This is a genomic window from Helicobacter mastomyrinus (genome assembly GCF_039555295.1).
In the GTDB taxonomy this organism is placed as follows: Bacteria; Campylobacterota; Campylobacteria; order Campylobacterales; family Helicobacteraceae; genus Helicobacter_C; species Helicobacter_C mastomyrinus.
This window is the reverse complement of sequence record NZ_CP145316.1, coordinates 1,854,781-1,876,979: the sequence shown is the minus strand read 5'-3', so window position 1 is coordinate 1,876,979 and position 22,199 is coordinate 1,854,781. Positions and strand designations below refer to the sequence as shown.

24 protein-coding genes and 2 pseudogenes are annotated in these 22,199 nt (G+C 37.3%); 17 read left to right on the top strand and 9 right to left on the bottom strand.

The window, feature by feature from the left end; translation table 11 throughout:
- The first annotated feature begins 403 nt into the window (after positions 1 to 403).
- Together V3I05_RS09525 and V3I05_RS09520 are read left to right on the top strand one after the other, a co-directional pair.
- Complete coding sequence (locus V3I05_RS09525) at positions 404 to 568, top strand: hypothetical protein (RefSeq protein ID WP_300448318.1); 165 nt, start codon at positions 404 to 406, stop codon at positions 566 to 568.
- A complete protein-coding gene (locus V3I05_RS09520) occupies positions 555 to 1,661 on the top strand; it encodes a restriction endonuclease subunit S (RefSeq protein ID WP_366916076.1) in 1,107 nt (368 codons plus the stop codon). Before V3I05_RS09525 ends, V3I05_RS09520 begins: the two co-directional genes overlap by 14 nt.
- A 271-nt stretch (positions 1,662 to 1,932) precedes the next feature.
- Here the strand turns inward: V3I05_RS09520 and V3I05_RS09515 are convergent.
- A pseudogene (locus V3I05_RS09515) lies at positions 1,933 to 3,046 on the bottom strand (N-acetyl sugar amidotransferase).
- 174 nt (positions 3,047 to 3,220) lie between these two features.
- On the opposite strand from V3I05_RS09515, the gene V3I05_RS09510 reads away from it, so the two are divergent.
- The 15 genes and pseudogenes from V3I05_RS09510 to V3I05_RS09440 all read left to right on the top strand — a co-directional run bounded on the left by V3I05_RS09510 (position 3,221) and on the right by V3I05_RS09440 (position 15,541).
- The gene (locus V3I05_RS09510) at positions 3,221 to 4,282 is read left to right on the top strand and encodes a nucleotidyltransferase family protein (protein ID WP_295701988.1); all 1,062 of its coding nucleotides are present in this window, start codon (positions 3,221 to 3,223) and stop codon (positions 4,280 to 4,282) included.
- 254 nt (positions 4,283 to 4,536) lie between these two features.
- On the top strand, positions 4,537 to 4,851 hold the full coding sequence (locus V3I05_RS09505) for a hypothetical protein (RefSeq protein WP_343353440.1): 315 nt from the start codon (positions 4,537 to 4,539) through the stop codon (positions 4,849 to 4,851).
- Positions 4,797 to 5,321 (top strand): methyltransferase domain-containing protein, encoded by a 525-nt coding sequence (locus tag V3I05_RS09500; RefSeq protein ID WP_300744162.1) that lies wholly within the window; start codon positions 4,797 to 4,799, stop codon positions 5,319 to 5,321. Before V3I05_RS09505 ends, V3I05_RS09500 begins: the two co-directional genes overlap by 55 nt.
- A gap of 56 nt (positions 5,322 to 5,377) precedes the next feature.
- Positions 5,378 to 6,169 carry a cytidylyltransferase domain-containing protein gene (locus V3I05_RS09495; protein ID WP_295701994.1) on the top strand — a complete coding sequence of 264 codons (792 nt, stop codon included), beginning with the start codon at positions 5,378 to 5,380 and terminating at the stop codon, positions 6,167 to 6,169.
- A pseudogene (locus V3I05_RS09490) lies at positions 6,170 to 6,868 on the top strand (Gfo/Idh/MocA family protein); the annotation flags it as partial. It lies immediately after the preceding gene.
- Positions 6,869 to 7,123: 255 nt separating this feature from the next.
- On the top strand, positions 7,124 to 7,873 hold the full coding sequence (locus V3I05_RS09485; RefSeq protein WP_300451515.1) for an acylneuraminate cytidylyltransferase family protein: 750 nt from the start codon (positions 7,124 to 7,126) through the stop codon (positions 7,871 to 7,873).
- Between the two features lie 103 nt (positions 7,874 to 7,976).
- Positions 7,977 to 8,687, top strand: a complete 711-nt coding sequence (locus V3I05_RS09480) for an acylneuraminate cytidylyltransferase family protein (protein ID WP_343353438.1) — start codon at positions 7,977 to 7,979, stop codon at positions 8,685 to 8,687.
- Between the two features lie 48 nt (positions 8,688 to 8,735).
- On the top strand, positions 8,736 to 9,527 hold the full coding sequence (locus tag V3I05_RS09475) for an SDR family oxidoreductase (RefSeq protein ID WP_343353437.1): 792 nt from the start codon (positions 8,736 to 8,738) through the stop codon (positions 9,525 to 9,527).
- Positions 9,521 to 10,576 carry an oxidoreductase gene (locus tag V3I05_RS09470; RefSeq protein ID WP_343353436.1) on the top strand — a complete coding sequence of 352 codons (1,056 nt, stop codon included), beginning with the start codon at positions 9,521 to 9,523 and terminating at the stop codon, positions 10,574 to 10,576. Before V3I05_RS09475 ends, V3I05_RS09470 begins: the two co-directional genes overlap by 7 nt.
- The gene (locus V3I05_RS09465; RefSeq protein ID WP_300448386.1) at positions 10,576 to 11,292 is read left to right on the top strand and encodes an acylneuraminate cytidylyltransferase family protein; all 717 of its coding nucleotides are present in this window, start codon (positions 10,576 to 10,578) and stop codon (positions 11,290 to 11,292) included. Before V3I05_RS09470 ends, V3I05_RS09465 begins: the two co-directional genes overlap by 1 nt.
- Positions 11,289 to 12,197 (top strand): class I SAM-dependent methyltransferase, encoded by a 909-nt coding sequence (locus V3I05_RS09460; protein WP_343353434.1) that lies wholly within the window; start codon positions 11,289 to 11,291, stop codon positions 12,195 to 12,197. Before V3I05_RS09465 ends, V3I05_RS09460 begins: the two co-directional genes overlap by 4 nt.
- A 21-nt stretch (positions 12,198 to 12,218) precedes the next feature.
- Complete coding sequence (locus V3I05_RS09455; RefSeq protein ID WP_343353432.1) at positions 12,219 to 13,511, top strand: glutamate-1-semialdehyde 2,1-aminomutase; 1,293 nt, start codon at positions 12,219 to 12,221, stop codon at positions 13,509 to 13,511.
- Positions 13,512 to 13,552: 41 nt separating this feature from the next.
- A complete protein-coding gene (locus V3I05_RS09450; protein WP_343353430.1) occupies positions 13,553 to 14,362 on the top strand; it encodes a class I SAM-dependent methyltransferase in 810 nt (269 codons plus the stop codon).
- Entirely contained in the window at positions 14,359 to 15,072 is a 714-nt protein-coding gene (locus V3I05_RS09445) for a hypothetical protein (protein WP_300451473.1), read from the top strand. Before V3I05_RS09450 ends, V3I05_RS09445 begins: the two co-directional genes overlap by 4 nt.
- 304 nt (positions 15,073 to 15,376) lie before the next feature.
- Positions 15,377 to 15,541: a hypothetical protein gene (locus tag V3I05_RS09440; protein ID WP_295702148.1), complete on the top strand. Its 165-nt coding sequence runs from the start codon at positions 15,377 to 15,379 to the stop codon at positions 15,539 to 15,541.
- A 127-nt stretch (positions 15,542 to 15,668) separates the two neighbouring features.
- On the opposite strand, the gene V3I05_RS09435 is transcribed toward V3I05_RS09440, so the two are convergent.
- Genes V3I05_RS09435 through V3I05_RS09400 form a run of 8 tightly spaced genes read right to left on the bottom strand, consistent with a single transcriptional unit; the run spans position 15,669 to position 22,197 of the window.
- Complete coding sequence (locus tag V3I05_RS09435) at positions 15,669 to 16,541, bottom strand: pyridoxal-phosphate dependent enzyme (RefSeq protein WP_343353429.1); 873 nt, start codon at positions 16,539 to 16,541, stop codon at positions 15,669 to 15,671.
- Entirely contained in the window at positions 16,541 to 17,938 is a 1,398-nt protein-coding gene (gene mnmE / locus V3I05_RS09430; protein WP_343353428.1) for a tRNA uridine-5-carboxymethylaminomethyl(34) synthesis GTPase MnmE, read from the bottom strand. Before mnmE ends, V3I05_RS09435 begins: the two co-directional genes overlap by 1 nt.
- Positions 17,901 to 18,710 (bottom strand): Jag N-terminal domain-containing protein, encoded by an 810-nt coding sequence (locus tag V3I05_RS09425; protein ID WP_300451467.1) that lies wholly within the window; start codon positions 18,708 to 18,710, stop codon positions 17,901 to 17,903. Before V3I05_RS09425 ends, mnmE begins: the two co-directional genes overlap by 38 nt.
- Complete coding sequence (gene yidC, locus V3I05_RS09420; RefSeq protein ID WP_300448347.1) at positions 18,707 to 20,449, bottom strand: membrane protein insertase YidC; 1,743 nt, start codon at positions 20,447 to 20,449, stop codon at positions 18,707 to 18,709. Before yidC ends, V3I05_RS09425 begins: the two co-directional genes overlap by 4 nt.
- Positions 20,433 to 20,816, bottom strand: coding sequence for a membrane protein insertion efficiency factor YidD (gene yidD / locus V3I05_RS09415; protein WP_300448349.1), 384 nt, complete (start codon positions 20,814 to 20,816; stop codon positions 20,433 to 20,435). The genes yidC and yidD overlap by 17 nt, the downstream gene beginning before the upstream one ends.
- Before the next feature lie 8 nt (positions 20,817 to 20,824).
- On the bottom strand, positions 20,825 to 21,259 hold the full coding sequence (gene rnpA / locus V3I05_RS09410) for a ribonuclease P protein component (protein ID WP_295702161.1): 435 nt from the start codon (positions 21,257 to 21,259) through the stop codon (positions 20,825 to 20,827).
- 26 nt (positions 21,260 to 21,285) lie between these two features.
- On the bottom strand, positions 21,286 to 21,420 hold the full coding sequence (rpmH, locus tag V3I05_RS09405) for a 50S ribosomal protein L34 (protein WP_011114959.1): 135 nt from the start codon (positions 21,418 to 21,420) through the stop codon (positions 21,286 to 21,288).
- Positions 21,421 to 21,480: 60 nt separating this feature from the next.
- Positions 21,481 to 22,197, bottom strand: coding sequence for an OmpA family protein (locus V3I05_RS09400; protein WP_300448353.1), 717 nt, complete (start codon positions 22,195 to 22,197; stop codon positions 21,481 to 21,483).
- Positions 22,198 to 22,199 lie beyond the last annotated feature (2 nt).

Here is a 22,199-nt window from a genome sequence, read left to right as displayed (position 1 = left end):
ACGAAGCAATCTGCTATGTCCATTGTATATCTTGTCTCACTCTTTGTTCCCCTCTCCCGTTGCGGAGATTCCACACATCTTGTTCCCCTCCCCTTGCGGGAGGGGCTAGGGGAGGGGTTTTTATGATTTTAGGATTCCCCACCCCCTTTATCCCCCTCCGCAAATGGAGGGGGAAATAGAGTAAAAACACCGCTTGTCATTGCGAGGCAAAGCCAAAGCATACGCACAAAGTGCTTATCTACACTTGCAAATCCATACTGAAACGTCATTGCGAACGCAAGTGAAGCAATCCATACTAAAAATATAGATTTGCGCTAAAGCGGGTGAATTTGCTAATACAAATGCACGCCACGAATGCTACGCATTCTCGCAATGACAATTTAATTATTCTAAAGGAGATTCTATGAAATACACATTACCAAAAGAATGGGAGAGGGTAAAGTTGGGGGATATAATATCCACAGAATCCCAAACTATAAATCTAAAAGAAATTTCTTTTATTAATTACCTTGAAACAGCAAATCTTACGGACAATACAATATCAAGCGTGAAATATCTTAAAAATTAAACGAGATAAAATCCCAAGTAGAGCAAAGCAAATTGTAGAAAAAGATATGATTCTATATTCGTGTGTTCGCCCAAATCTCAAACACTATGGCATTATTAAGCAACCACTAGAAAATATGGTTTGTTCCACAGGGTTTGCAACACTAACCATAGAAAATAAAGAATATGCCAATGCAGATTTTTTATATTACAATCTCACGCAAGAGCATTATATAAATCTACTTCACACAATCGCTTCAACAAGCACCTCAAGCTACCCATCAATCACGCCTGATGACTTACTAGATTTAGACTTAGCTTTACCGCCATTACCCATTCAAAACAATATCGCTAGAATCTTAAGTGTGTTAGATTCTAAAATCGAGCTCAATAACCGCATTAATAAAGAGTTAGAGAATCTTGCCAAACTCCTTTACACGCGCTATTTTGTGGAGTTTAACTTCCCTAATGAGCAGGGCAAACCCTATAAATCAAGTGGTGGCGCAATGGTGTATAATGAAACCCTCAAACGCGAGATTCCCAAAGATTGGGAAGTTCTCAAGCTCTCTCATCGATTACATTTTGAACGTGGAGCAGAATTTGGCACTTCAAGTTATGCCCAATCTCAACTAACACCAAATTATATCAAGTTTTATCGCGTAGGCGATATGCTAGATAGTCAAAATAGCGTTTATATAGATTCTAGCAAGGAGGACGCACCACTCATCAATGAAAATGATTTGCTTGTGTCATTTGATGGAAGCGTAGGCAGAGTAGCCTATGGGCTAAATGGCACTTATTCATCGGGTATTAGAAAAATCACAGATAAACATAAACTTATAAGCCAAGCAGGACTTTTTTGTATTTTTAACGATTCTTATATTCAATATACCATTACTCAATATGCCACAGGAACAAATATCAAACACGCAGGAGCAGCGGTTGAAAATCTTTATATGCCATATTGTGAAAGCATTTTTCTATCATTGCAAAAAGAGATAGAGCCTATTTTTGCACTAATGAAACAGACAAAGACAGAATCCCACGTATTAAGCAAGTATCGCGATTTCTTACTGCCTTTATTAATGAATAATCAAGTAGAGGCTTTAGAGTAAAGCTTCGTATTGTTTTGTAGAATTGAATTTAATGTAGGAATTCTTCCCCTTTCTCATTATAAATAAAGGCTATGGGGAAAAGTCTCTATGATACTATAAGAAAGCACGTGGGAAATTGGGTAAATGTGGTGTGGGGCTAAAATTCCTCTTTCCTCATTGTGATGCAGCACATAGCATAAACAAATCTCAAACACCCCCTCCATACAATTATGGGTATTTAAAATATCTTTTTTTCATTTTTACTCCCTTATTTTTGTATTTTATTTTGTCTTTAAGATTTCCATACGGGTTCTTTAAGCACCCATCTGCCAAACCTATCTTTAGTGAAAATTTCACGATTATAGAACTTATCTATAATTGCCCAAAATTCACTCTCCCTATATCCAGCGAATCTGCAAAAATCTTCTACCGCTTTAGAATCAAGATTATGGTCCCTCTGCCTTACAATCTCCACAGCCTCATCTCTGCTCATCATACCATAGCGAATAAATCGCGCCGCATAATCCGTAGCGCAAGCGTGACCAAATTTAGGATACTTCATCCACGCATGCACTAAATAAGCAATAGAATCCACTTGGTCAAATTGCTCTGCGCACATAGTTCTATCCCATTCACCAATAAGGTCGTGAAATCCGCGCGATTTGGCAAAAATATAATTTGAATATGAATTCCAAGGAATAAAATATGAAAGATAAATGGGGTCAAGCTGCTTGAAAGCTAACGGGGGGGGGGGCAATAGTTAAGTCAAGATCTTTTTTTGAAATCTGCTCATCAATAAGGTCTTCTAGTGAAATATCACTTGCTACGCCATTACTTAAAATTTCACGCGCACTATATGTTTCCTCGCTATCTCCACCACCATATTCATAGCTTACATTTTCTCCATATACAAGCAATGGTGTATTAAACTTTAACGCCATATGAATAGGATAAGTATAAATGAGCCTATCAATAAACCAAGTGGGCTTACCATACTTTTCAAATGTTTTACGCATTAGGGCTTTTTGTGTGCGGATATCCGGCTTTAATGTGATAAGATGACAACCAAAGGCTTCAGAAATATTACGCAAATTATGCCTACCTGCTTCTGTCATTGAAAAATTATCCTCTACGGAAAACAAAATAGGATTCATACCCATAACTTCCTTCATCATATAAGTTTGGAAATGAGAATCTTTCCCTCCACTTACAGCAATCGCGCAATCCCAAGAATTGCCATTACACCCGCGATATGTATCACAAAGCTTTTTAAACTCCTCAAATCGTGCTTCATAATCTACCTTTTGCTTGCGCTCGTGATTTTTGCACGGCATACATACACCATCACTATCAAAAGTAATGCCCGGACGAGTATCTGGCATTACACATTTCTTACAATACTTCATTATATGTGCTCCTTTTCTATTTAAAATGAGAATGGATTCTATCATAAAATAAAACTAAATAGCTAAAACTTACATATTGCTTATGTCATTTGAAAAATATGCAAATCTGTGTTTATGCTATAATAGCCTCTAAAAATCTAAACACCCCCCAACATAAAATATTAAAGGCAAAAAATGCAAGATATTAAAAGAATCTCCGTGCTTCCTGATACGACACTGCAGGAAGCCTTAAAAATATTTGGCGTTTATGATGGTGTGCGATTACTCATAGTAGTCGATAAAGATGATAATTTTTTAGGTATTATTACTGACCCAGATATCCGCCGTGGGCTTACAAAAGGTCTAAATTTATCAAGCCCTATACAATCTATCATTCAAAAATCCCCCATTACTGCCTCAATTCACGATAGTAAGCAAAAGCTTATTGCCCTCTCTGCCCAGCATAATATTTATGAGATTCCATTACTTGATGATAATGGACGTATCGTCGCTATAGAATCTATCTCTTCGCTTTTAAGAGAAACGCGATTACATAATACGATTGTTATTATGGCTGGAGGCTTAGGTATGCGTTTGCGCCCGCTTACAGAATCTATACCAAAACCTATGCTAAAAGTTGGCTCAAAGCCCATTTTGCAGATTATTTTAGAACGTTTCAAATCACAAGGTTTTTATAACATCGTGCTATGCGTGAATTACAAGTCTCATATTATTGAAGATTATTTTGGTGATGGGCATTCATTTGGCTTATCTATTACTTACATTAAAGAAGAAAAAGCGCTAGGGACAGCAGGAGCGCTAAGTCTCATCGATGCGGATTTTTTAAGCAAAGGAGAAAATCAAAGTTTTTTTGTGATGAATGGAGACATATTAAGCGATATTGACTTTACAAAAATGCTATCTTTTCACACACAAAGCAATGCCTGTGCTACTATGGGCGTTAGAGAATATAGTATGCAGGTGCCTTATGGTGTGGTAGAATGTGAAGAAAACAAAATTGTTAAATTAACAGAAAAACCGGTGCAAAATGTCTTAGTCAATGCTGGAATTTACTGCTTAAAACCCCAAGCTCTGTCTCTTATCCCAAAGGATACATTCTTTGATATGCCTCATCTTTTCAATACCCTATTAAGTCAAACAAACTATGATGTGCGTTCATATCTCATTACAGATTATTGGATAGATATCGGCGCACACGAAGAATATGAACGAGCCAATAATGAATATAGATTCTAAACCTTAGAATCTCACTTTGCAAGTGTGGATAAGCACTTCGTGCGAATGCAGCGGTTACATCGCAACAGCAAGGGCATAATAGATTAGAGAATCTAAAGATTTTTAGACAGAATTAGATAAATAGAGTATTTATTGTTTCTCATATCACTCTCATATCTCTAAAAATCATTTATCTTAATGCAAAAAGTCGCATCTATTTTTACACATTATAATTATGCCTTACCAACTACGTCCTAAAACTAAAGGTAATTCTTATGAGCAAACCTGTTGTATATATTGTGCATTGCATTGATACAGCAGGACCCCTCGATCAAAGCACTCAAGCTATTTGCGAACTCCTCCAATCCACATTTGGCATAGCAGTGCAAACAAAAGAAGAAATTTCCGCCCTACAAAAAGGCAACTTTAATGTGCTTTTACGGGGGGGGGCAGCACACACTTTGATTATGGTTGTGGATTTGGAAGGGCTATTCCTTATTTTGAACAATACAAATGTATATAATATGGCTGCGACATTGCACAATCCTGTATTGATTACATATCAAACAACTATCCCCATATCAATGTGAAAAAACTTCTTAAAGATGACAAGATTCCCTTTTCTAGCGATAGTTTTGATGCTGTATTTTGCTATGGCGTATTTGATGCTTGTTTTCAACATATCGCATTAGAAGAAGCACTACGTGTGCTTAAAATTGGTGGAGTAGCTCTTATCACGGGGAAAAATAATCATTATTTAGATACTGACACAATGGCTAAAGAAACTAAAATAGGCGCACGTAAAAATGGACACCCAAACTTTTTTACCGATACAAAAACATTGTTTAACTTACTCTCAAGTAGAAATATAAACATACTGCATTCTCGTTTTTTCCTAGAGCGAAAAGATAATGCCACGGATTCATATCTCACCGATATGCCAGACAAATTTTATACCTACGCCATACTCATTCAAAAAACGCAAAAATCATTACTCAAACCTTTTCAAAACTTCAGTGTTTCTAAAAGCCAAAATTTTAAAATTAAAGAGAAAAAATAAAATTCTTATGCTAGAATGACGCTCCAATTCGCACAAAAACTTAAGGGTATATCAAAGTGTTATATGGAGCCTCTTTCCTTGCTATAATCCCTGCCAGAAGTGGGAGCAAAAGACTACCTGATAAAAATATTAAACCACTTTGTGGTAAGCCACTTTTAGCTTGGAGTATTCAAGCTGCTTTAGATTCTAAGTATATTGATGAGATAGTAGTAAGCACAGATTCTAATATTTATGCAGATATTGCTAAATCTTATGGGGCTAATGTGCCTTTTTTGAGACCTGATTATTTAAGTAGTGATACGACTACTACTTTTGAAGTATTAGAGCATTGTATTGATTATTATAAAAAAGAGTTAAATAAAGAATTTGATTATGTGGTGCTATTGCAGCCCACTAGTCCTTTACGTCAAAGTTGGCATATTAAAGAATCTTGTGAAAAAATTATTACACACAATATGGATTCTCTTATCTCTGTGTGTAAATGTGAGCATTCCCCTCTTTGGAGTAATACATTGCCCGAAGATGAAAATATGAATGGCTTTTTGCAGGATTCTATCCGCAATGTCCGCTCCCAAGATTTACCGCAATACTATCGCTTAAATGGAGTAATTTTTATCGCAAAAACGCAATCCCTGCTAACGCACCGAAGCTTTTTCACGCCTCAAAGCATTGCTTATAAAATGGATAATATATATTCAAGTGATATTGATAGCCCACTTGATTTTGATTTTGCCACTCTTTTAGCTACGAAAGTAATGGGGGGGGGGGCAGATACAAAGCTAATTAATAATCCTTATATCTGCATTCCTACAGCAGCGCATTATTTGGCATATCCAAAGGTCGCCTAAATGTCTCTTGAGGTGCTTATTGTAGGATATGGTTCGATTGGGAAACGCCATAGTGAGGTATTGCAACAATATTTCAACGCTCATATCACTTTGATTAGCTCTCAAAATCTTCCTAACGCCTACCCTACTTTTGAATCCCTACCCGATATAGCAGCCTTTGATTATTACATTATCGCTTCACCCACAGCAAAACATTTTCAAGATTTAAAATATATTGATTCTCTGTGTGAAAACAAAATTATTTTTGTTGAAAAGCCCCTTTTTGAATCAAACCTTTATTTTGCCCCTAGTGGTAAAAATACGATTGTGATAGGCTTTTGCTTAAGGTTTCACCCTATTTTGTGGCTTATGCGCCAAGCCTTAGAAAAAGAAACGCCCTATTTTGTAGAAATTTCCTGCGGTTCTTATCTACCACTATGGAGAGAGAATACAGACTATCGTCATACTTATAGTGCTCATAAAAAAAGGGGTGGGGGAGTATTGCTCGACCTAAGCCACGAGCTAGATTATACACAATGGCTTTTTGGGGATTTTATATATGAAAGTATCAAAGGTTTTAATGGTAAAATATCCGAACTGGAAATCTCAAGTGATGATATTCTCACTTTTGTAGCCCATACTGCTCAAGGTGCAATTATCAATCTTACCTGCAATTACTTCAGTAAAATCCCACGGAGAACTATAAGAGCTCATACCACAAATGCAACTTATGAATGCGATTTAATACAAAACACATTCTCTACTTTTACCAAACAAGGCGTCCAAAACACCCAAAGTATAAGCTTTGCTCGCAATGAACTTTTTGCCATTATGCACCAAAGTGTATTGCACTCTCCATCTTTCACTTCACACACAATCCCAAAAGACCTACTTGCCGTATTGCAAGCAGGCTCAAAGGGAATCTTGCCTACCCTCGATTCATCTCTTATGCAAACTCTCACAAGGATTAAAAATATGAAACTCACGCAAAATATACTCTGTGTAATCGGCGCACGTGGTGGAAGCAAAGGTGTAAAAAATAAAAATATTATGCCTATTGCTGGCAAACCACTTTTAGCTCACACAATCATTCAGGCTCTTCAATCGCGTCTTTTTTCTCACATCGTGCTTAGCACAGATTCAGAGGATATTGCCAAAGTAGGTGAAGAATACGGAGCTGAAGTATTTTTCTTGCGTGATAAAGCCCTTGCTACCGATGATTCTGGGAAGCTTCCTGCTATACGGGACGCTCTACTTAGAAGTGAAGCACACTACAAAACACATTTTGATGTGATTTTTGACCTTGATGCGACAAGCCCATTGCGCTTAGTAAGTGATATTACACAAGCTTATGAACAATTTCTACACGATGATAATGACATTCTCATCACAGCCTCTCCAGCACGAAAAAGTCCATATTTCAATCTCATAGAAATCTTTGAAGAGGAAGGAGAAAAAAGAGTGAATCTAAGCAAAAAACCACCAAAACCTATTCTAAGGCGACAAGATAGCCCAAAATGCTATGATATGAATGCAAGTATTTACATCTGGAAACGCGAAGCACTTTTAGAAAATGATAGTGTATTTACTCCAAACACAGGGCTTTTCATTATGCCAGAAGAGCGGAGCATAGATATTGATACGCCACTTGATTTTGCATTTGTGGATTTTATGCTTAATCACGCTAATAAGCAACAAATCAGCGGGGGGGGGGTAGTAAATTAATTTTTCATATCTCACCTCCACTTTCATCTTTTTCTCATCTCGATAACATCAATTTTTCACATATTTTTAATGAAAAATACACTTCCTTATGGGAGGTGGCATAATGATACACAATCTTGCTATAATCCCTGCACGTGGAGGAAGCAAAGGCATTAAAGAAAAAAATATCAAACCCCTTTGCGGCAAACCTCTTATCGCCCACACTATTGAATTTATCAAAACTATCCCTGCATTTGACAAAATTGTCGTATCAACTGATGATATAAATATTAAACGTGTGAGTTTAGAATATGGTGCAGAAGTCATTGATAGACCAGCTGAACTTGCTACTGACACAGCCTTAGCGATGGATTCTATTCGCCACGTAGTGCAAAGCCTACAAAACAATAATGAAGAAATAAAGCATATTTTTATCCTTGAGGCTACTTCACCTCTTCGTAGGCAAATTGATATACAAAATTGCATAAATATCTTAAAAAGTGGTGAGTATGATAGCATTGCTACCCTTGTAGCCTCAAGCATTTCTCCCGGAAGATTATTCACCATTCATAATAACATCATCTCTCCATATATAGAGGGTTCAGTAGCGTGGCAACCACGTCAAAAACAGCCAAAAGCCTATCAATGCGATGGAATCCTCTATGGCTTTAGCAATGCCATTTTGCAAAAAGAAGTAGATTCTAAGTCTGCCTTTTTAGGCAAAACATACCCCTACATTACGCCGTATGAATGCTTTGATATAGACACACTTTTTGAATTTAGACTTATTGAGCGATTACTTGAATTAGGCTATCCACAAAAGGTATTAAAATGAAAAAATCTTTATTACAAAAACAGCAAAGATTCTAAATAAGGAGATAAAATGAAAACGCTCAAAGAACTATCAAATCTAAAAGGAAAAACTGCTTTAATTACAGCCGGCGGTGGCTATCTAGGAATGGCTATCAGCGAGACATTAGCTGAACTTGGAGCACAAGTGATTTTAGCAAGTCGAGATAAAGATAAATGTCAAAATAAAGCAAATGAAATTACACAAAAATTTGACACACGTGCTATCGCAGCATATGTGGATATTACTGATGATACAAGCATACGCAATCTTAAAGAGTTGATAGAAAAAGAATGTGGCTCACTTGATATTCTTGTAAGCAATGCCGCACAGAGAAAGAAAAACACGCTTGAGAGTATCGACAAAGAAGATTGGTTATTTGATATAGAGCATTGCCTTAATGGTGTGTTTTATTTGGTGCAGCACTTTATCCCACTCTTAAAACAAAGCAAAGGCTGCATTATCACAATCGCTTCAATGTATGGACATATCGCACCCGATTATAGAATCTATAATAAAGAAAGCTATACCAACCCTCCAAGCTATGGTGCTGCAAAAGCCGGAGTAATACAGCTAAGCAAATACCTTGCGAGTTTTCTTAGCCCCTATGGCATAAGGGTTAATAGCATTAGCCCCGGTGCTTTCCCCTATGGATTTACCAATGATGATGAAGAGTTTATGACAACCCTATCGGGCAAGGCTATGCTTAATCGCATTGGAGAGCCTGATGACTTAAAAGGCGCAATCGCGCTTCTTGCAAGCGATTTAGGTAAATTTATCACGGCTCAAAATATTTGTATCGATGGAGGCTGGAAAGAATGGTAAAAGATAATAAAATCAATCTTGGCATAATAGGCTTAAGCGAAGGCAACGGACACCCCTACTCTTTTAGTGCGATTATTAATGGTTATGATAAAACTGCGATGAAGCAAAGCGGGTGGGATGTAATTTATAATTACCTTCTAAAGTGCGATGAGCAGGACTTTCTCAATCGTGAAGATGTCGCTATCACCCATCTTTATACACAAGATTCATTACTTTCTTCTCAGCTCTCATCTGCTTGTAACATTCCACATATCACCCATAGCCTTGTAGAACTTGCACAATCTCCTATTGATGGAGTTATTTTAGCACGTGATGATTGGCAAAGCCATTTAAACTTTGCCAAAATATTTTTAGAATCAAATAAATTTGTTTTTATCGATAAGCCTTTGAGCTTAAATGCAGATGATATAGCATACTTTAGTCCATTTCTTGCAAATGCTAAACTTATGTCCTGCTCTGGTATGCGATATGCAAGGGAGCTAGATGACATACGCAAAGCCATAAAAGAAGATAATCACAAAGTGCATTTCATTGAGGCAAGCATTGGTAGCGCGTGGGATAGATATTTAATCCACTTGCTTGATGCTATTATGGGTATTATTCATTTTGAAGCTTTGCATATTGAGGTGATACGACTTGAATATTGCATAAGTGTGCTGATACAGACTAAAGATTTTATGATTCAGCTTAATAATCGCCAAGTCTCATTTCAGCCCTGCACGCTTCATATCATTACAGATAAAAATCACTACAACATCACATTAAGCGATAATTTTAGTGCATTTCGTCGCACAATGGGGCATTTTGTAGATTTTATACAAGGAAAGTATTATTTTGATTTTCATTCCACTCTAGAATCTATGCGCATACTTTCACGTATCCATACTCTCTTAAATATGCAAGATTCTAAAACATATAAGGCTTCTAATGTAAGCGGGGGGGGGGATAATACATTAATTCTTAAGCCATTCATATTCCCCTTCATACCAAACTACCCTTTAAACTCTCTTATTTATCCATCTCCTACCTCTTGTATGGAGGTAGCTTGATGTATCAAGGACATAGCTTTCTTGCCATTATTCCTGCGAGAAGTGGAAGTAAAGGGTTACCTGATAAAAATATTAAACCACTTTGTGGTAAGCCACTTTTAGCTTGGAGTATTCAAGCTGCTTTAGATTCTAAGTATATTGATGAGATAGTAGTAAGCACAGATTCTAATATTTATGCAGATATTGCTAAATCTTATGGGGCTAATGTGCCTTTTTTGAGACCTGATTATTTAAGTAGTGATACGACTACTACTTTTGAAGTATTAGAGCATTGTATTGATTATTATAAAAAAGAGTTAAATAAAGAATTTGATTATGTGGTGCTACTAGAGCCAACAAGCCCTTTAAGAGAGAGGGGAGATGTGGATAAAGCCATTGAAATTCTCCATAATCACAAAAAAGCGCAATCCATAGTGGGAATCTGCGCCACAGAGGGAAGTAACCCCGCTTTTCTTGTATATCTTCATAATGATTTTATTCACCCTTATGAAAATACAGACTTCTCGCCATTACGCAGACAGGATATTAAACCTGTGTATTTTTTTGAAGGGAGTTTGTATATTAGCCTGACTACAGCACTTTTAGAGCATAAAAACTTTTATCACGAGCTAACTCTAGGCTTTGAAGTCCCAAAATGGAAAAGCTTTGAGATAGATGATGAAGATGATTTCGCCATTATTCAAACATTGGCAACAAAATACAAGGAGAGGCTATGAAAATCACAAAAGACAATTACCTAAAAGCCACTCAAATGGATAAGAAAAGCAAAACCTACTTTACCAAATCTACCAATAAAACAGAGCAGCAAAAAGCTTTAGAATCTTTGCTCTTAGAGGCTATAAATAAAGGTATTTTAGATAAAAATGCTTCTTATAAAATTGCAGATTTAGCTTGTGGTGGAGGGACATTAAACTATCATTTGGCTTCATTTTTTCCAAATGCTACTTTTGTTTTACTTGATTATAATGAAGATGGTTTAGACTTAGCTAGAGAATTTAATACTCCATTTAAAGAGAGAATGCAATTTATTCAAGGGGATTTACGCACTCTACCTTTTGAAGATAATACTTTTGATTTAGTGTTTTGTTGGCAAACATTAGGCTGGGTGGTGAAAGAAGATCTACAAACTATCCTTTATGAGATTATACGTATCCTCAAGCCTCAAGCACATTTTTATGCTTCAAGCCTTTTTAATACTGAATTTGATGTGGGTTTAGTATGTAAATTTAAAGATTTGACACGAGATTCTGGCAAAGCTGGGATTTGGGGACAATACACGACTTTTTCTCTTCCAACTATGCAAAGAATCTTATGCCACTACATACATTTTAAAAATTATCTATTTTATCCAAATATTAATTTTCCACGCACCATACATAGCGGGATAGCCACTTTTAGCTATCGGGTTTTAGAAGATAATCAAAAGGAAGTGGGAGAAAATTTTGGTGGTGCCTTTGTAGAGACAAAAGATTTTATAAGTGGTATTGATGATAAAAACTTAACTGCTTTGAATATGCAATCAATAGGGGGTGGGGCAATATACACAAACATATCGACATCTGCAAATCTCTGCGGATATGCTGCCCAATTGGGGGATTTTAGAGGCAAGAAAATAGCCTAGTACATAAGTTAAGGAGACAGAATGAATTATCAAGAACAATTACTCAATGCTATTCCGGGTGGAGCGCATACATATTCACGTGGATATGATCAATATCCAAGTAATGCCCCACAGATTCTAAAAAGAGGCAAAGGGGCATATGTATATAATGAGAAAGAAGAAGAATTTTTAGACTATGGTATGGCACTTAGAGCGGTATGTATAGGCTATAGCGATTCGCGTGTTAATGCAGCGGCGATTCAACAAATAGAATATGGGAACAACCTTACACGCCCATCGCTCATAGAGCTTGAAGCCGCTCAAACACTCATTAATGCTATTGATAGTGTAGATATGGTGAAATTTACCAAAAATGGCTCTACTGCTACAAGTGCAGCTGTAAAGCTATCGCGAGCTTATACCGGTAGAACGCTTATTGCACGTTGTTTAGAACACCCATTTTTTAGCTATGATGATTGGTTTATTGGCAGCACAGAGGTAAAACGTGGTGTGCCTCAAAATATACAAGAAGATACGCTTACCTTTCACTACAATAATATAGAATCTTTGGAAACTCTATTTAAAAAATACCCAAACAATATCGCTTGTGTTATTTTAGAGCCGGCTAATTTAGAACACCCCAAAGATAATTTTTTGCAAAATGTCCGCTTGTTATGCGATAAGTATGGAGCGGTGATGATTTTAGATGAGATGATTACAGGCTTTCGATGGCATATTAAAGGAGCTCAACATTACTATAATATAAAACCAGATCTATGCACTTTTGGCAAAGCTATGGCAAATGGATTTTCAGTCGCCGCCGTAGCAGGAAAAAGAGAGATTATGAGTCTAGGAAGTATTGAATTTAGTGGAAAAGAAAGGGTATTCCTTCTATCAACAACGCACGGCGCAGAGATGTCTCCACTTGGGGCTTTTGTAGAAACATACAAGATTCTAAAACAAGAGCATATCGTAGAATATCTGTGGGATTATGGGAAAAAAATCGTGCAAGGCATTAATAAAATCGCAAAAGATTTACAAATCCACGAACACTTTGTAGCAACAGGTATAGAGTGTCAGCCTTATATTCTTACTTTTGATAGCAATAGGCAATCTAGCCTTGCTTTTCGCACATTATTTTTGCAAGAAATGCTTAAATCTAATGTTCTCTTTCCCTGTATATCAATGAGCTATGCTCATAAGCAAAAAGAGCTTGATTATACGCTTGAAGCCATAGCAAAAAGTTTAGAAATATACAAAAAAGCCTTAAATGAAGGGGTAGATTCTTATCTTAAAGGAGATGTGATTAAACCTGTTTTTAGAAAGTATAATTAAAGGCTATAATGCAATCTATATTTTATATCAAAGGAGCAAAAATGAAAGATCTTTACTCAAAGAGTATGAAGACTGACAAAGAATTGGCTAAAACCTACTTTACCAAATCTACCAATAAAACAGAGCAGCAAAAAGCTTTAGAATCTTTGCTCTTAGAGGCTATAAATAAAGGTATTTTAGATAAAAATGCTTCTTATAAAATTGCAGATTTAGCTTGTGGTGGAGGGACATTAAACTATCATTTGGCTTCATTTTTTCCAAATGCTACTTTTGTTTTACTTGATTATAATGAAGATGGTTTAGACTTAGCTAGAGAATTTAATACTCCATTTAAAGAGAGAATGCAATTTATTCAAGGGGATTTACGCACTCTACCTTTTGAAGATAATACTTTTGATTTAGTGTTTTGTTGGGGAGTTTTGCTTATCTTTGATGAAAATGAGCTTTTGCCTCTTGTAGAAGAAGTGAGACGAGTTTTAAAACAAGGAGGACTGCTCTATGCCTCAAGCCTCAATCCACATAATCCAAAATCACCGCTTATCAATACCTATTACAATACTTACTGCACACAAAGCATTATTGATATGTGTGGGGATTTAGTTTCCTCTATAAATATGATACCTTTTTCTCCCCATATAGATTTTGAACGAAACCTAGCACAAAGGGATATTGGAACTTTTACTCTTAGGCTCTCTCAAGAAGAAAATAATATATTAGCTCTAAACAATGGGGGGGGGGGATATAAACAAAACTCCTATACATCTACAAATCCCTGCGGGTATGCTGCTCAATTGGGGGATTGCCATTATTATAAAATAACAGCCCTTACCCCAAAGGAGATATTACAATGATTACCTCCTTTACTTCATACCAATCTCTTATCCCATCTCTACATTCTCATCTTCAAAAACAAGTTTCTAACTTCTTTGAATCTCCTGTCTTTGATGATAAGATTACAGAAACTGCCCTCATAAAGTTTAATACCTGCATAAGTGCCATACAAGAAAAATATTTTTCAAATACTCCATTAAGTATGGAGGATTTCTATCACTCTGATAAGTATGCGATGTTTTTGTGCTGCCTTGCTAGGAGCTATTTCTTAGCAGGAAATCCAAAAGTGGCTACTCAGATTTACTATCTTAATAAGATTCTACATAGCATTGATATATTCTATGAAGTTGCCCTGCCTGATATTTTTATATTTACCCACCCTCTAGGAAGTGTGCTAGGACGCGCACAATATAGTAATTTTTTAAGTATATATCAAAACTGCACGATTGGAGGAGACCAAAGAGAAGATGGCATTTACTACCCAACCTTAGGGGTAGGTGTGGCACTCTATGCGGGAAGCAAGATTATTGGCAAATGTAATATTGGAGATAATGTCATCTTGGGCGCAAATGCGTTTATTCTAAATTGTGATGTGCCTAGCAATAGTATCGTAGTAGGCACTTACCCCCATCATAGAATTTTACCTAACCCACATTGTGTCTTAAGGGATATTTTTCACACAAATCTCACATGCAAGGAAGCAAAACAATTAACTTCACGCCAAAACTAAATCAAAGGAGCAAAAATGAATGCCATAAAAGGCTGTGAAATATGCGGATTCCCAATGGAATACCGCCATAATCCCTATCAGAAAAATGGAATCTGTGGTGCCTGCATTAATGCTAAAGCAAAATTTTGATTTTAAGGCTAGCTAGCAATGGCTCACCCAGCATCTCAAAGAAAGTAACCAGCTAATAGGGTGGGGATATATGATTGTGTCATAGGCGTAAGTGGTAGGAAAGACTCTCGTATAATTGTTAAATATCTTATGCAAAATCATCAAGTAGACAATCCTTTACTTATTACTCCACTTGATGAATCTACCCGCACACAAGTTTGAAAAATATCTTAATCCCTATATGTTAGCAGAGTTGCAGCTTGGGAGCTTTGAAAGTGAAGTAGTAAAATCGCTAGGGCTTAGTAGGGAACAAGCCCTTATTTATATCAATGAATTAGACCACGTGCTTGATCATTTGTAAAATACAATATGTGTCAAACTATAGAAATCAGTAAAAAACATTCAATCAAATCGTAGAATCTCACGCAAATACTAAAATTGTCAAAAAAGATGCAGACTGAATATAGAGATGTATAAATATTGTGTGATCACCTATGAAGCAAAGATTCATACCGCTTTACTTGGCTTATATCGCCTACAAGTCCCCCAGAGTGGATAAAGACAAGCTGCCTTTGTGAAAATTGCTCTAAATGTGCTTTTATCACGCAAAAAGCGGGGCTATCATAGATTAAATCACATCTCACATCATTTTGCGATAGATACTCCCTCATCTCCCAAATCTCCCTTTTAGGCTTAGCAAAGGCAAAGGGGGATTGCAAAATTTGCAAATGCCCTACATTATGACTATATGCCCTCTGTCTTAGTTCATTTTTACTCCCCGCACAACAAATCGCCACCAAACTCGTCTGTGGAAAGATAGAATCTAGTGCCTTTTGCAAGGCTATCACCCCTACTCCGCTTCCGCTTGCGTAAAAAAGCAGAGGATTCCCACCTATGCTTTGCTTTAGCTCTAATGCAAGGGCAGACATACCGCTCAAGGCATATTCTACGCTTCCACCCTGCGGGATAAAGAGTGTTTGAGAATCCACAAGTGAAAGGGCATAAGATTCTAAATCGCCTACACTCGTGCCTGTGGGTAAAACATACACCTCCATACCCCATTTAAGTGCATAGGCAAGATTATCCATCTCTTGTCTATGCGCTAGGCTAGACATTTGAGGCATTACATACTTAAATCTCACGCCCTTAAAATGCGCTAGATAGGCAAGGGCAGACATCGCATTAGACTGATTGCCCCCATAGCTTAGCCACACAGGATAACGGCTCTCATCAAGCAGGGCAGCGAACTTCCGTGCTTTGTTGCCATTGCAATAAGGGTGGATTACATCATCGCGCTTTATCCAAAAATCTCGCTCAAAAAGCGTCCTTTTCTCCACAAAGCTTAATGAAAAATCAAGCATTATTTGCCCAAGCAAAATGCGCTAAAAAGCTTGTCAAGCAATTCCGCATTCTCATAAGGGCGCGTGATGTGGCTTATAGAATCTATGGCATCGCGGATATGATATGAAAGCAGCTCTAGCTCCCCACTTGCTAAAAGCACATACGCCCTATTGAGTGAATCTAGGCTACCCTTTAAAGATTCTAATTGATGTTGTGAAGTGAGAATAAGGCTTTGGTGTCCACTCTGTGTGCTAATTACACCTTCAAGTGCCTTAGTAATCTTATGCGCCTCTCCATTATAAATACTCACGCGCAGCGGGGCAGGAAGCAGGGCTTTAGTATGTGTAGCAAAAAAATTATCAAACACATTTAGCTCACAGCTTTGAAATAAATCGCTTTTATTTAGCACAAGTAGCACATTTTTATCAAGGCTTTGCAACATTTCTAGCACCGCCTTATCTTGCTCATCAAAGGGTATTGAACCATCAAAAAGGGCTAAGATAATATCACTTCTTTGCAGAGCTTCTTGCGTCTTTTGTATACCGATACGTTCTATCTCATCATCACTTTCTCTAATCCCCGCCGTATCCACGATACGCACGAGCGCACCATTGATATGCAAACTCTCCTCAATCGTATCGCGTGTAGTCCCCTCTATGCTACTCACAATCGCGCGTTCGCGCATAAGTAGGGCATTTAGCAAGGAGCTTTTACCCACATTTGGCTTACCCACAATCGCCAATGTGTAGCCCTCAATAATCGGGGCTTGTCTTATAGAAGCTTCATATACCTCTCTTAGCTTAGATTCTGTGCGTTCTAGTCGCGTGAGCATATCATCTTTATAATCTGTGTCCATCTCCTCGCTGTAATCGATATTTGCCTCGCTTATGGCAAGAATCTCTAGCAAAGATTCTCTCACCAACTCTACAAACACTCCCACATCACCCCTAAGCTGCCGCATAAGAATCTTATTTGCCTCAAGGCTATTTGATTGAATGAGGGAAGCCACTGCTTGAGCCTGTGCTAAATCAAGCCTCCCGCCTAAAAAAGCGCGTTTAGTAAATTCTCCCGCTAGGGCGATTCTCGCACCCATTTCAAGGCATAGCTGCATAATCGCCCTAGCACTTGTAATCCCCCCATGGCATTGAACTTCGCATACATCTTGTGTCGTATAGCTATGTGGAGCAGGGAAATACAGCACCAAAGCCTCATCAATAGCCATATCTTGCCTATCATAAATACAACATAAATGTGCGTAACGTGGCTTTAGCAAATCCCTGTGTGTAAGGCTTAGAGCTATTTTATAAGCTTCCTTGCCACTCAAGCGCACGATACTAATCGCTCCATTACCCACAGGTGTAGCAATAGCTACAATCGTGCTATCGTCTAAAATCGTTGATGATGATGTATTTTTCATCAGCCTCATTTTGTCGCACAGAGACATATTTATTAGGGAACATCTCGCGCAATTTATTTAGCGCAATATAGACCAGAATTCCATCAAACGTTTTTGTCTGCGCTCTACCATTAAGCTTAATCAATCGCACAATATCCTTAAGATACACATCTATCATCTCTTCTTGATTTTTCAAAAATTCTGCGATTTCAAGGCGGAGTGAATAGCCATACTTTGAATTAACCCAATTAAAGAGCAAATAAGAGAGTGCCTTGTAGCGATAGCCTTTCTCCCCAATAAGCAGGGCACAATCACGCCCATCAATATATACAAAAAGTGTTTTATCAGGCTCCAAACGCACATCAAATTTATCAATATCAAAAGGCAGAAGCGCAAATAAAGATTCTATCTCTGTGCGGATTTGAGCGACATTTGCCTCATCATCTTGATTCTGGCTCTCACAAGCCCTATTTTCTTCGCCCCAAATATCTTCCGTATATGTCTCAAAAGCTGGATTATCAGTAGCCTTTGGTGGAATTTTAACATCTTGTTTGACTTGCTTTGGCTCCTTGTGTGAAACCTCTTTTATTTTCAAAGATTGACTATGTGCTGTTTTAGCCCATCTTTGCTTTTTATCATCTACGATAATAATCGCTTCTTTTTTTCCTAATCCCAAAAATCCTCCACTAGGATTTTGCACCACTTCATACTCTAAATCAGCTACCGAACAGCCAAGCTCCATTGATGCCTTGATGAGGGCAGCCTCCAAGCTTTTTTCTACAATTTTTCTCATTTCGCCCCCTTTTGCTTTTCTTTATCATAATGTCTATGATGCTCTGCAATCTCCTTTGTTTTTCGTTTTTCTACAACTTTATTAAGCATTATTTGCTGAATAATAGAAAAGACATTATTAATCGTCCAATACAGCACAAGCCCAGCAGGAAATGGAAAGACAATAAAAAATATAGCAAAAATAAGAGGGAGCATTTTAAAGATTTTTTCCTGCATAGGGTCTGTGAAATTTGATGGTGTGAGCTTTTGAGAAAGATACATACTTAAACCCATTAACACAGGTAAGACAAAATAAGGGTCAATAGCCGATAAATCATCAATCCATAGAATCCACGCAGAGCTTTTAAGCTCCACCGCATTATGCAGCACACGATAAATAGCAAAAAACACAGGAATTTGCAAAAGCAAGGGTAAGCAACCACCAAGTGGATTTGCCCCGTGCTTTTTATACAAATCCATCATATGCATTTGCAGCTTTTGTGGGTCATCTTTATAGCGAGTTTGCAATTCTTTCATTTTAGGGGCTATATCTTTAAGCTTTTGCATAGACATCATACCCTTATAAGTGAGAGGATACAGCACTACACGCACAATAAGCGTTAGAAGCACAATCGCCCAGCCCCAATTCCCGCACAAATCATAGAGGTATTCAAGCAAGACAAAAAGAGGTTTAGCAAAGAATGTAATGCGCCCATATTCCACTACGTCTGTGAGGCTATCATCTATCCTTTGCAGCTCCTTATAGGTCTTTGGTCCTATATATCCCGCAAAAGACGCATTACCCTCAAATCGCACAAAAGGCATAGGATTATGTGCATTATCCCCACTGAGGACAACATGCAATCCCTGAGGCGCATTACTATAAAACAAACTTGTATAGTATCTATCCACACTTGCTACAAAGCTAGATTGACGCATATCAAGCGCGGTTTTTGCGATATAGTCGCTACTCGCATCGCCATCTTCAATTTTTGTCAAAACCCCATCAAGACTACTTCGTGTCAAAACACCTCTAAAAGCATACGTATCACTATCGGCAGTAGGTCGCATACCATTACTTACAAAATATTCTACATTAGGCTTATTCAGCTCTATGCGCACATCATAAGAAAGGTTTGGGTGGATAGTGAGATATTTAGTGATTACAATCTCGCCAAGATTCTGCTTAAGTGTAAGCTCCACAGGAGCCCTATCAATATCAAGCTGTGTCGCGCTTGCAGTATATGGGGTATCAAAAGCTTTTTTGTTCAATTCAACATCACTAAAGCGCACTTCCATTGTGTGCAATGCCAAATCCCCAAACAAAGGGAGCTTTTCAACCACTGCTTGATGTGATAACTTCAGCCCTAATGCCTCACCTATCATACCAAAAAGGCTGTTTTGCTCATTGCGTGTGAATTTTTTATCTTTAAGATAGACTTGTCTAATTCTACCCAAAGCATCAATATCGATTTCAAAAGAGTGTGCTTGAATACGTGTAATAATTGTTTGTTTCAAAGATTGGTTATTCTTTATGGCTAGAGATGAATCTTGCGTAGTGTTTTCTAAATGGGTATTGGAAGCCATAGAAGGAGAATGCGAAGTAGATTCAGGAGCTAATTCCACTACTTTTGAAGCCTCTTGTGGAGGCTTTTGAGGAAAAAAATACGCATATACAGCAAAGAAAGCAATGGAAAGACCTACGGCTATAAGCACACGTGAAAGCGACATACCATTGTCTTGTTCATTTGGACGATACATAACACTGCCTTTGAGGAAATGATTTGACAATATAGACTTGTAAATAGTAAATTTTGTGAAAAATGGGTATTATATCCAAAAAACTTGCATTTGTAGTAGGCACAAACCAATATTTTACCTTTTTGGGCGCAAATATAATATTTTGGAAACATATCTTTGCTCGGGGATAAGCAATACCCCCCATAAAACACTGATTGCAACGTAAAATACGTAAAAATGACTTAAATAGCGCCAAAAAAGGATTGTCAAAATATAAAAGCCATAATGTGTATTGTGAGCAGCTAGGATAATAACGACAAGCTCCCACACTAAATGCAGAGAGATATTTTTGATAGAATCTTACACTCCAAATAAAAACCCCGCTCATACACCTCCTTAATAGCATTCATACCTCTTTTTTAAAGATGACTTTTGAGATGGAAAACATAGCATATCGTATGCTCTTGTAAAAGCAGAAAGCACATCTCTTTTAAGCATAGGAAAAGCAAGAGAAGTTGCCCCATCTTTAGCAACAAATATAAAGATAAGCCCCTCATAATGTGCGCTATTTTCATACACAATAGCTTTGATGCGTCTTTTGAGGAGGTTACGTTTATTAGCTTTGCCAATTTTACGAGAAATACTGAATCCAAGGTAGATAGCAGCTTTACGCGATTGAATACTTTGCAAGATTTTTTTATCCCGAAAGTGAGGGGGTTGGTGGTGTGAAATCCTAAGCGCATAGAGTATAAAATGCTTATAAAAAAACTTTTTTGCATTTTTATAGACAAAGTCAAATTCTAGCTTTGTTTTAAGAGAATCTAACTTCATCAAAGCTATACTACCTATTTTATTGCTTACACAGAAAGTCTTTTACGACCCTTTGCCCTCCTTGCATTAATCACACGGCGACCATTTTTTGTTTTCATTCTTGCGCGAAATCCGTGAGTGCGCTTTCTAGGTGTATTATGAGGTTGATATGTTCTTTTCATAATTTAGCCTTAACGTTAAAATAAGTCCGGGATTATGCCCATTTTTTACTTAAAGATAGGTTATTTTAGCTCTAAATCTTTGCTAATTTCAAGGATCTTAAGCAAATCTTTATTTGCTTTAGTAATCACTCTAAACTCTACACGTCTTGATTTTTCATCATCTGCTAATGGTTTAGCAAAGGATAAGCCATTAGCGCGAAACACTTTAATCAACCATTCTTTATATCCATCAATACTTTTAAGATTAAAGCAATATTTTAGCACCTCTAATGCTCTTGCCTGTGAGAGTTCGGCGTTGCCAAGGTATCGCTCTTCTAAGCTATGGGCTGCAAACCAAATTTGAGAGGTATGCCCCTCTATACGGATTTCTTCAATATTATCCTTAAATTTCTCTAAGGACAGAATCTTCACATAACGAGGAAAAAAATCATCTAAAATATCTTTAAAACGTTTTTTTACCTGCTTTTTACCTGTATCAAATAGCACTTCAGGCTCATTAAAGCGAATGGTATTATCCTCATCAATATACGCATCCCACGCCTTTAAGTCCTTGCTAAATTCTTTGAGTAATGCCTCATAAAGCTCTTGTTGCAAATTTGAATAATTCTGCGCAATCGCACTCATTGCTTCATTGAGTGCCAAAAGCTTTTGATTTTGAATCTTTAAATCCTCTTGGGCTTGCTGCGTAATGAGCATAAAAGACACCATAATGAGCAAAAAAATCATCATAATGCCTGCCATCATGTCCGAAATGCTAATCCATTGATTGTATTTCATCT

Excerpts from the sequence above, each read along its gene's own strand:
- V3I05_RS09525 (WP_300448318.1), top strand. The coding sequence starts at position 404 with ATGAAATACACATTACCAAAAGAATGGGAGAGGGTAAAGTTGGGGGAT.
- V3I05_RS09510 (WP_295701988.1), top strand. The coding sequence starts at position 3,221 with ATGCAAGATATTAAAAGAATCTCCGTGCTTCCTGATACGACACTGCAG.
- V3I05_RS09505 (WP_343353440.1), top strand. The coding sequence starts at position 4,537 with ATGAGCAAACCTGTTGTATATATTGTGCATTGCATTGATACAGCAGGA.
- V3I05_RS09485 (WP_300451515.1), top strand. The coding sequence starts at position 7,124 with ATGAAACTCACGCAAAATATACTCTGTGTAATCGGCGCACGTGGTGGA.
- V3I05_RS09480 (WP_343353438.1), top strand. The coding sequence starts at position 7,977 with ATGATACACAATCTTGCTATAATCCCTGCACGTGGAGGAAGCAAAGGC.
- V3I05_RS09475 (WP_343353437.1), top strand. The coding sequence starts at position 8,736 with ATGAAAACGCTCAAAGAACTATCAAATCTAAAAGGAAAAACTGCTTTA.
- V3I05_RS09470 (WP_343353436.1), top strand. The coding sequence starts at position 9,521 with ATGGTAAAAGATAATAAAATCAATCTTGGCATAATAGGCTTAAGCGAA.
- V3I05_RS09465 (WP_300448386.1), top strand. The coding sequence starts at position 10,576 with ATGTATCAAGGACATAGCTTTCTTGCCATTATTCCTGCGAGAAGTGGA.
- V3I05_RS09460 (WP_343353434.1), top strand. The coding sequence starts at position 11,289 with ATGAAAATCACAAAAGACAATTACCTAAAAGCCACTCAAATGGATAAG.
- V3I05_RS09455 (WP_343353432.1), top strand. The coding sequence starts at position 12,219 with ATGAATTATCAAGAACAATTACTCAATGCTATTCCGGGTGGAGCGCAT.
- V3I05_RS09450 (WP_343353430.1), top strand. The coding sequence starts at position 13,553 with ATGAAAGATCTTTACTCAAAGAGTATGAAGACTGACAAAGAATTGGCT.
- V3I05_RS09445 (WP_300451473.1), top strand. The coding sequence starts at position 14,359 with ATGATTACCTCCTTTACTTCATACCAATCTCTTATCCCATCTCTACAT.
- V3I05_RS09440 (WP_295702148.1), top strand. The coding sequence starts at position 15,377 with ATGAATCTACCCGCACACAAGTTTGAAAAATATCTTAATCCCTATATG.
- V3I05_RS09435 (WP_343353429.1), bottom strand. The coding sequence starts at position 16,541 with ATGCTTGATTTTTCATTAAGCTTTGTGGAGAAAAGGACGCTTTTTGAG.
- mnmE (WP_343353428.1), bottom strand. The coding sequence starts at position 17,938 with ATGAAAAATACATCATCATCAACGATTTTAGACGATAGCACGATTGTA.
- V3I05_RS09425 (WP_300451467.1), bottom strand. The coding sequence starts at position 18,710 with ATGAGAAAAATTGTAGAAAAAAGCTTGGAGGCTGCCCTCATCAAGGCA.
- yidC (WP_300448347.1), bottom strand. The coding sequence starts at position 20,449 with ATGTATCGTCCAAATGAACAAGACAATGGTATGTCGCTTTCACGTGTG.
- yidD (WP_300448349.1), bottom strand. The coding sequence starts at position 20,816 with ATGAGCGGGGTTTTTATTTGGAGTGTAAGATTCTATCAAAAATATCTC.
- rnpA (WP_295702161.1), bottom strand. The coding sequence starts at position 21,259 with ATGAAGTTAGATTCTCTTAAAACAAAGCTAGAATTTGACTTTGTCTAT.
- rpmH (WP_011114959.1), bottom strand. The coding sequence starts at position 21,420 with ATGAAAAGAACATATCAACCTCATAATACACCTAGAAAGCGCACTCAC.
- V3I05_RS09400 (WP_300448353.1), bottom strand. The coding sequence starts at position 22,197 with ATGAAATACAATCAATGGATTAGCATTTCGGACATGATGGCAGGCATT.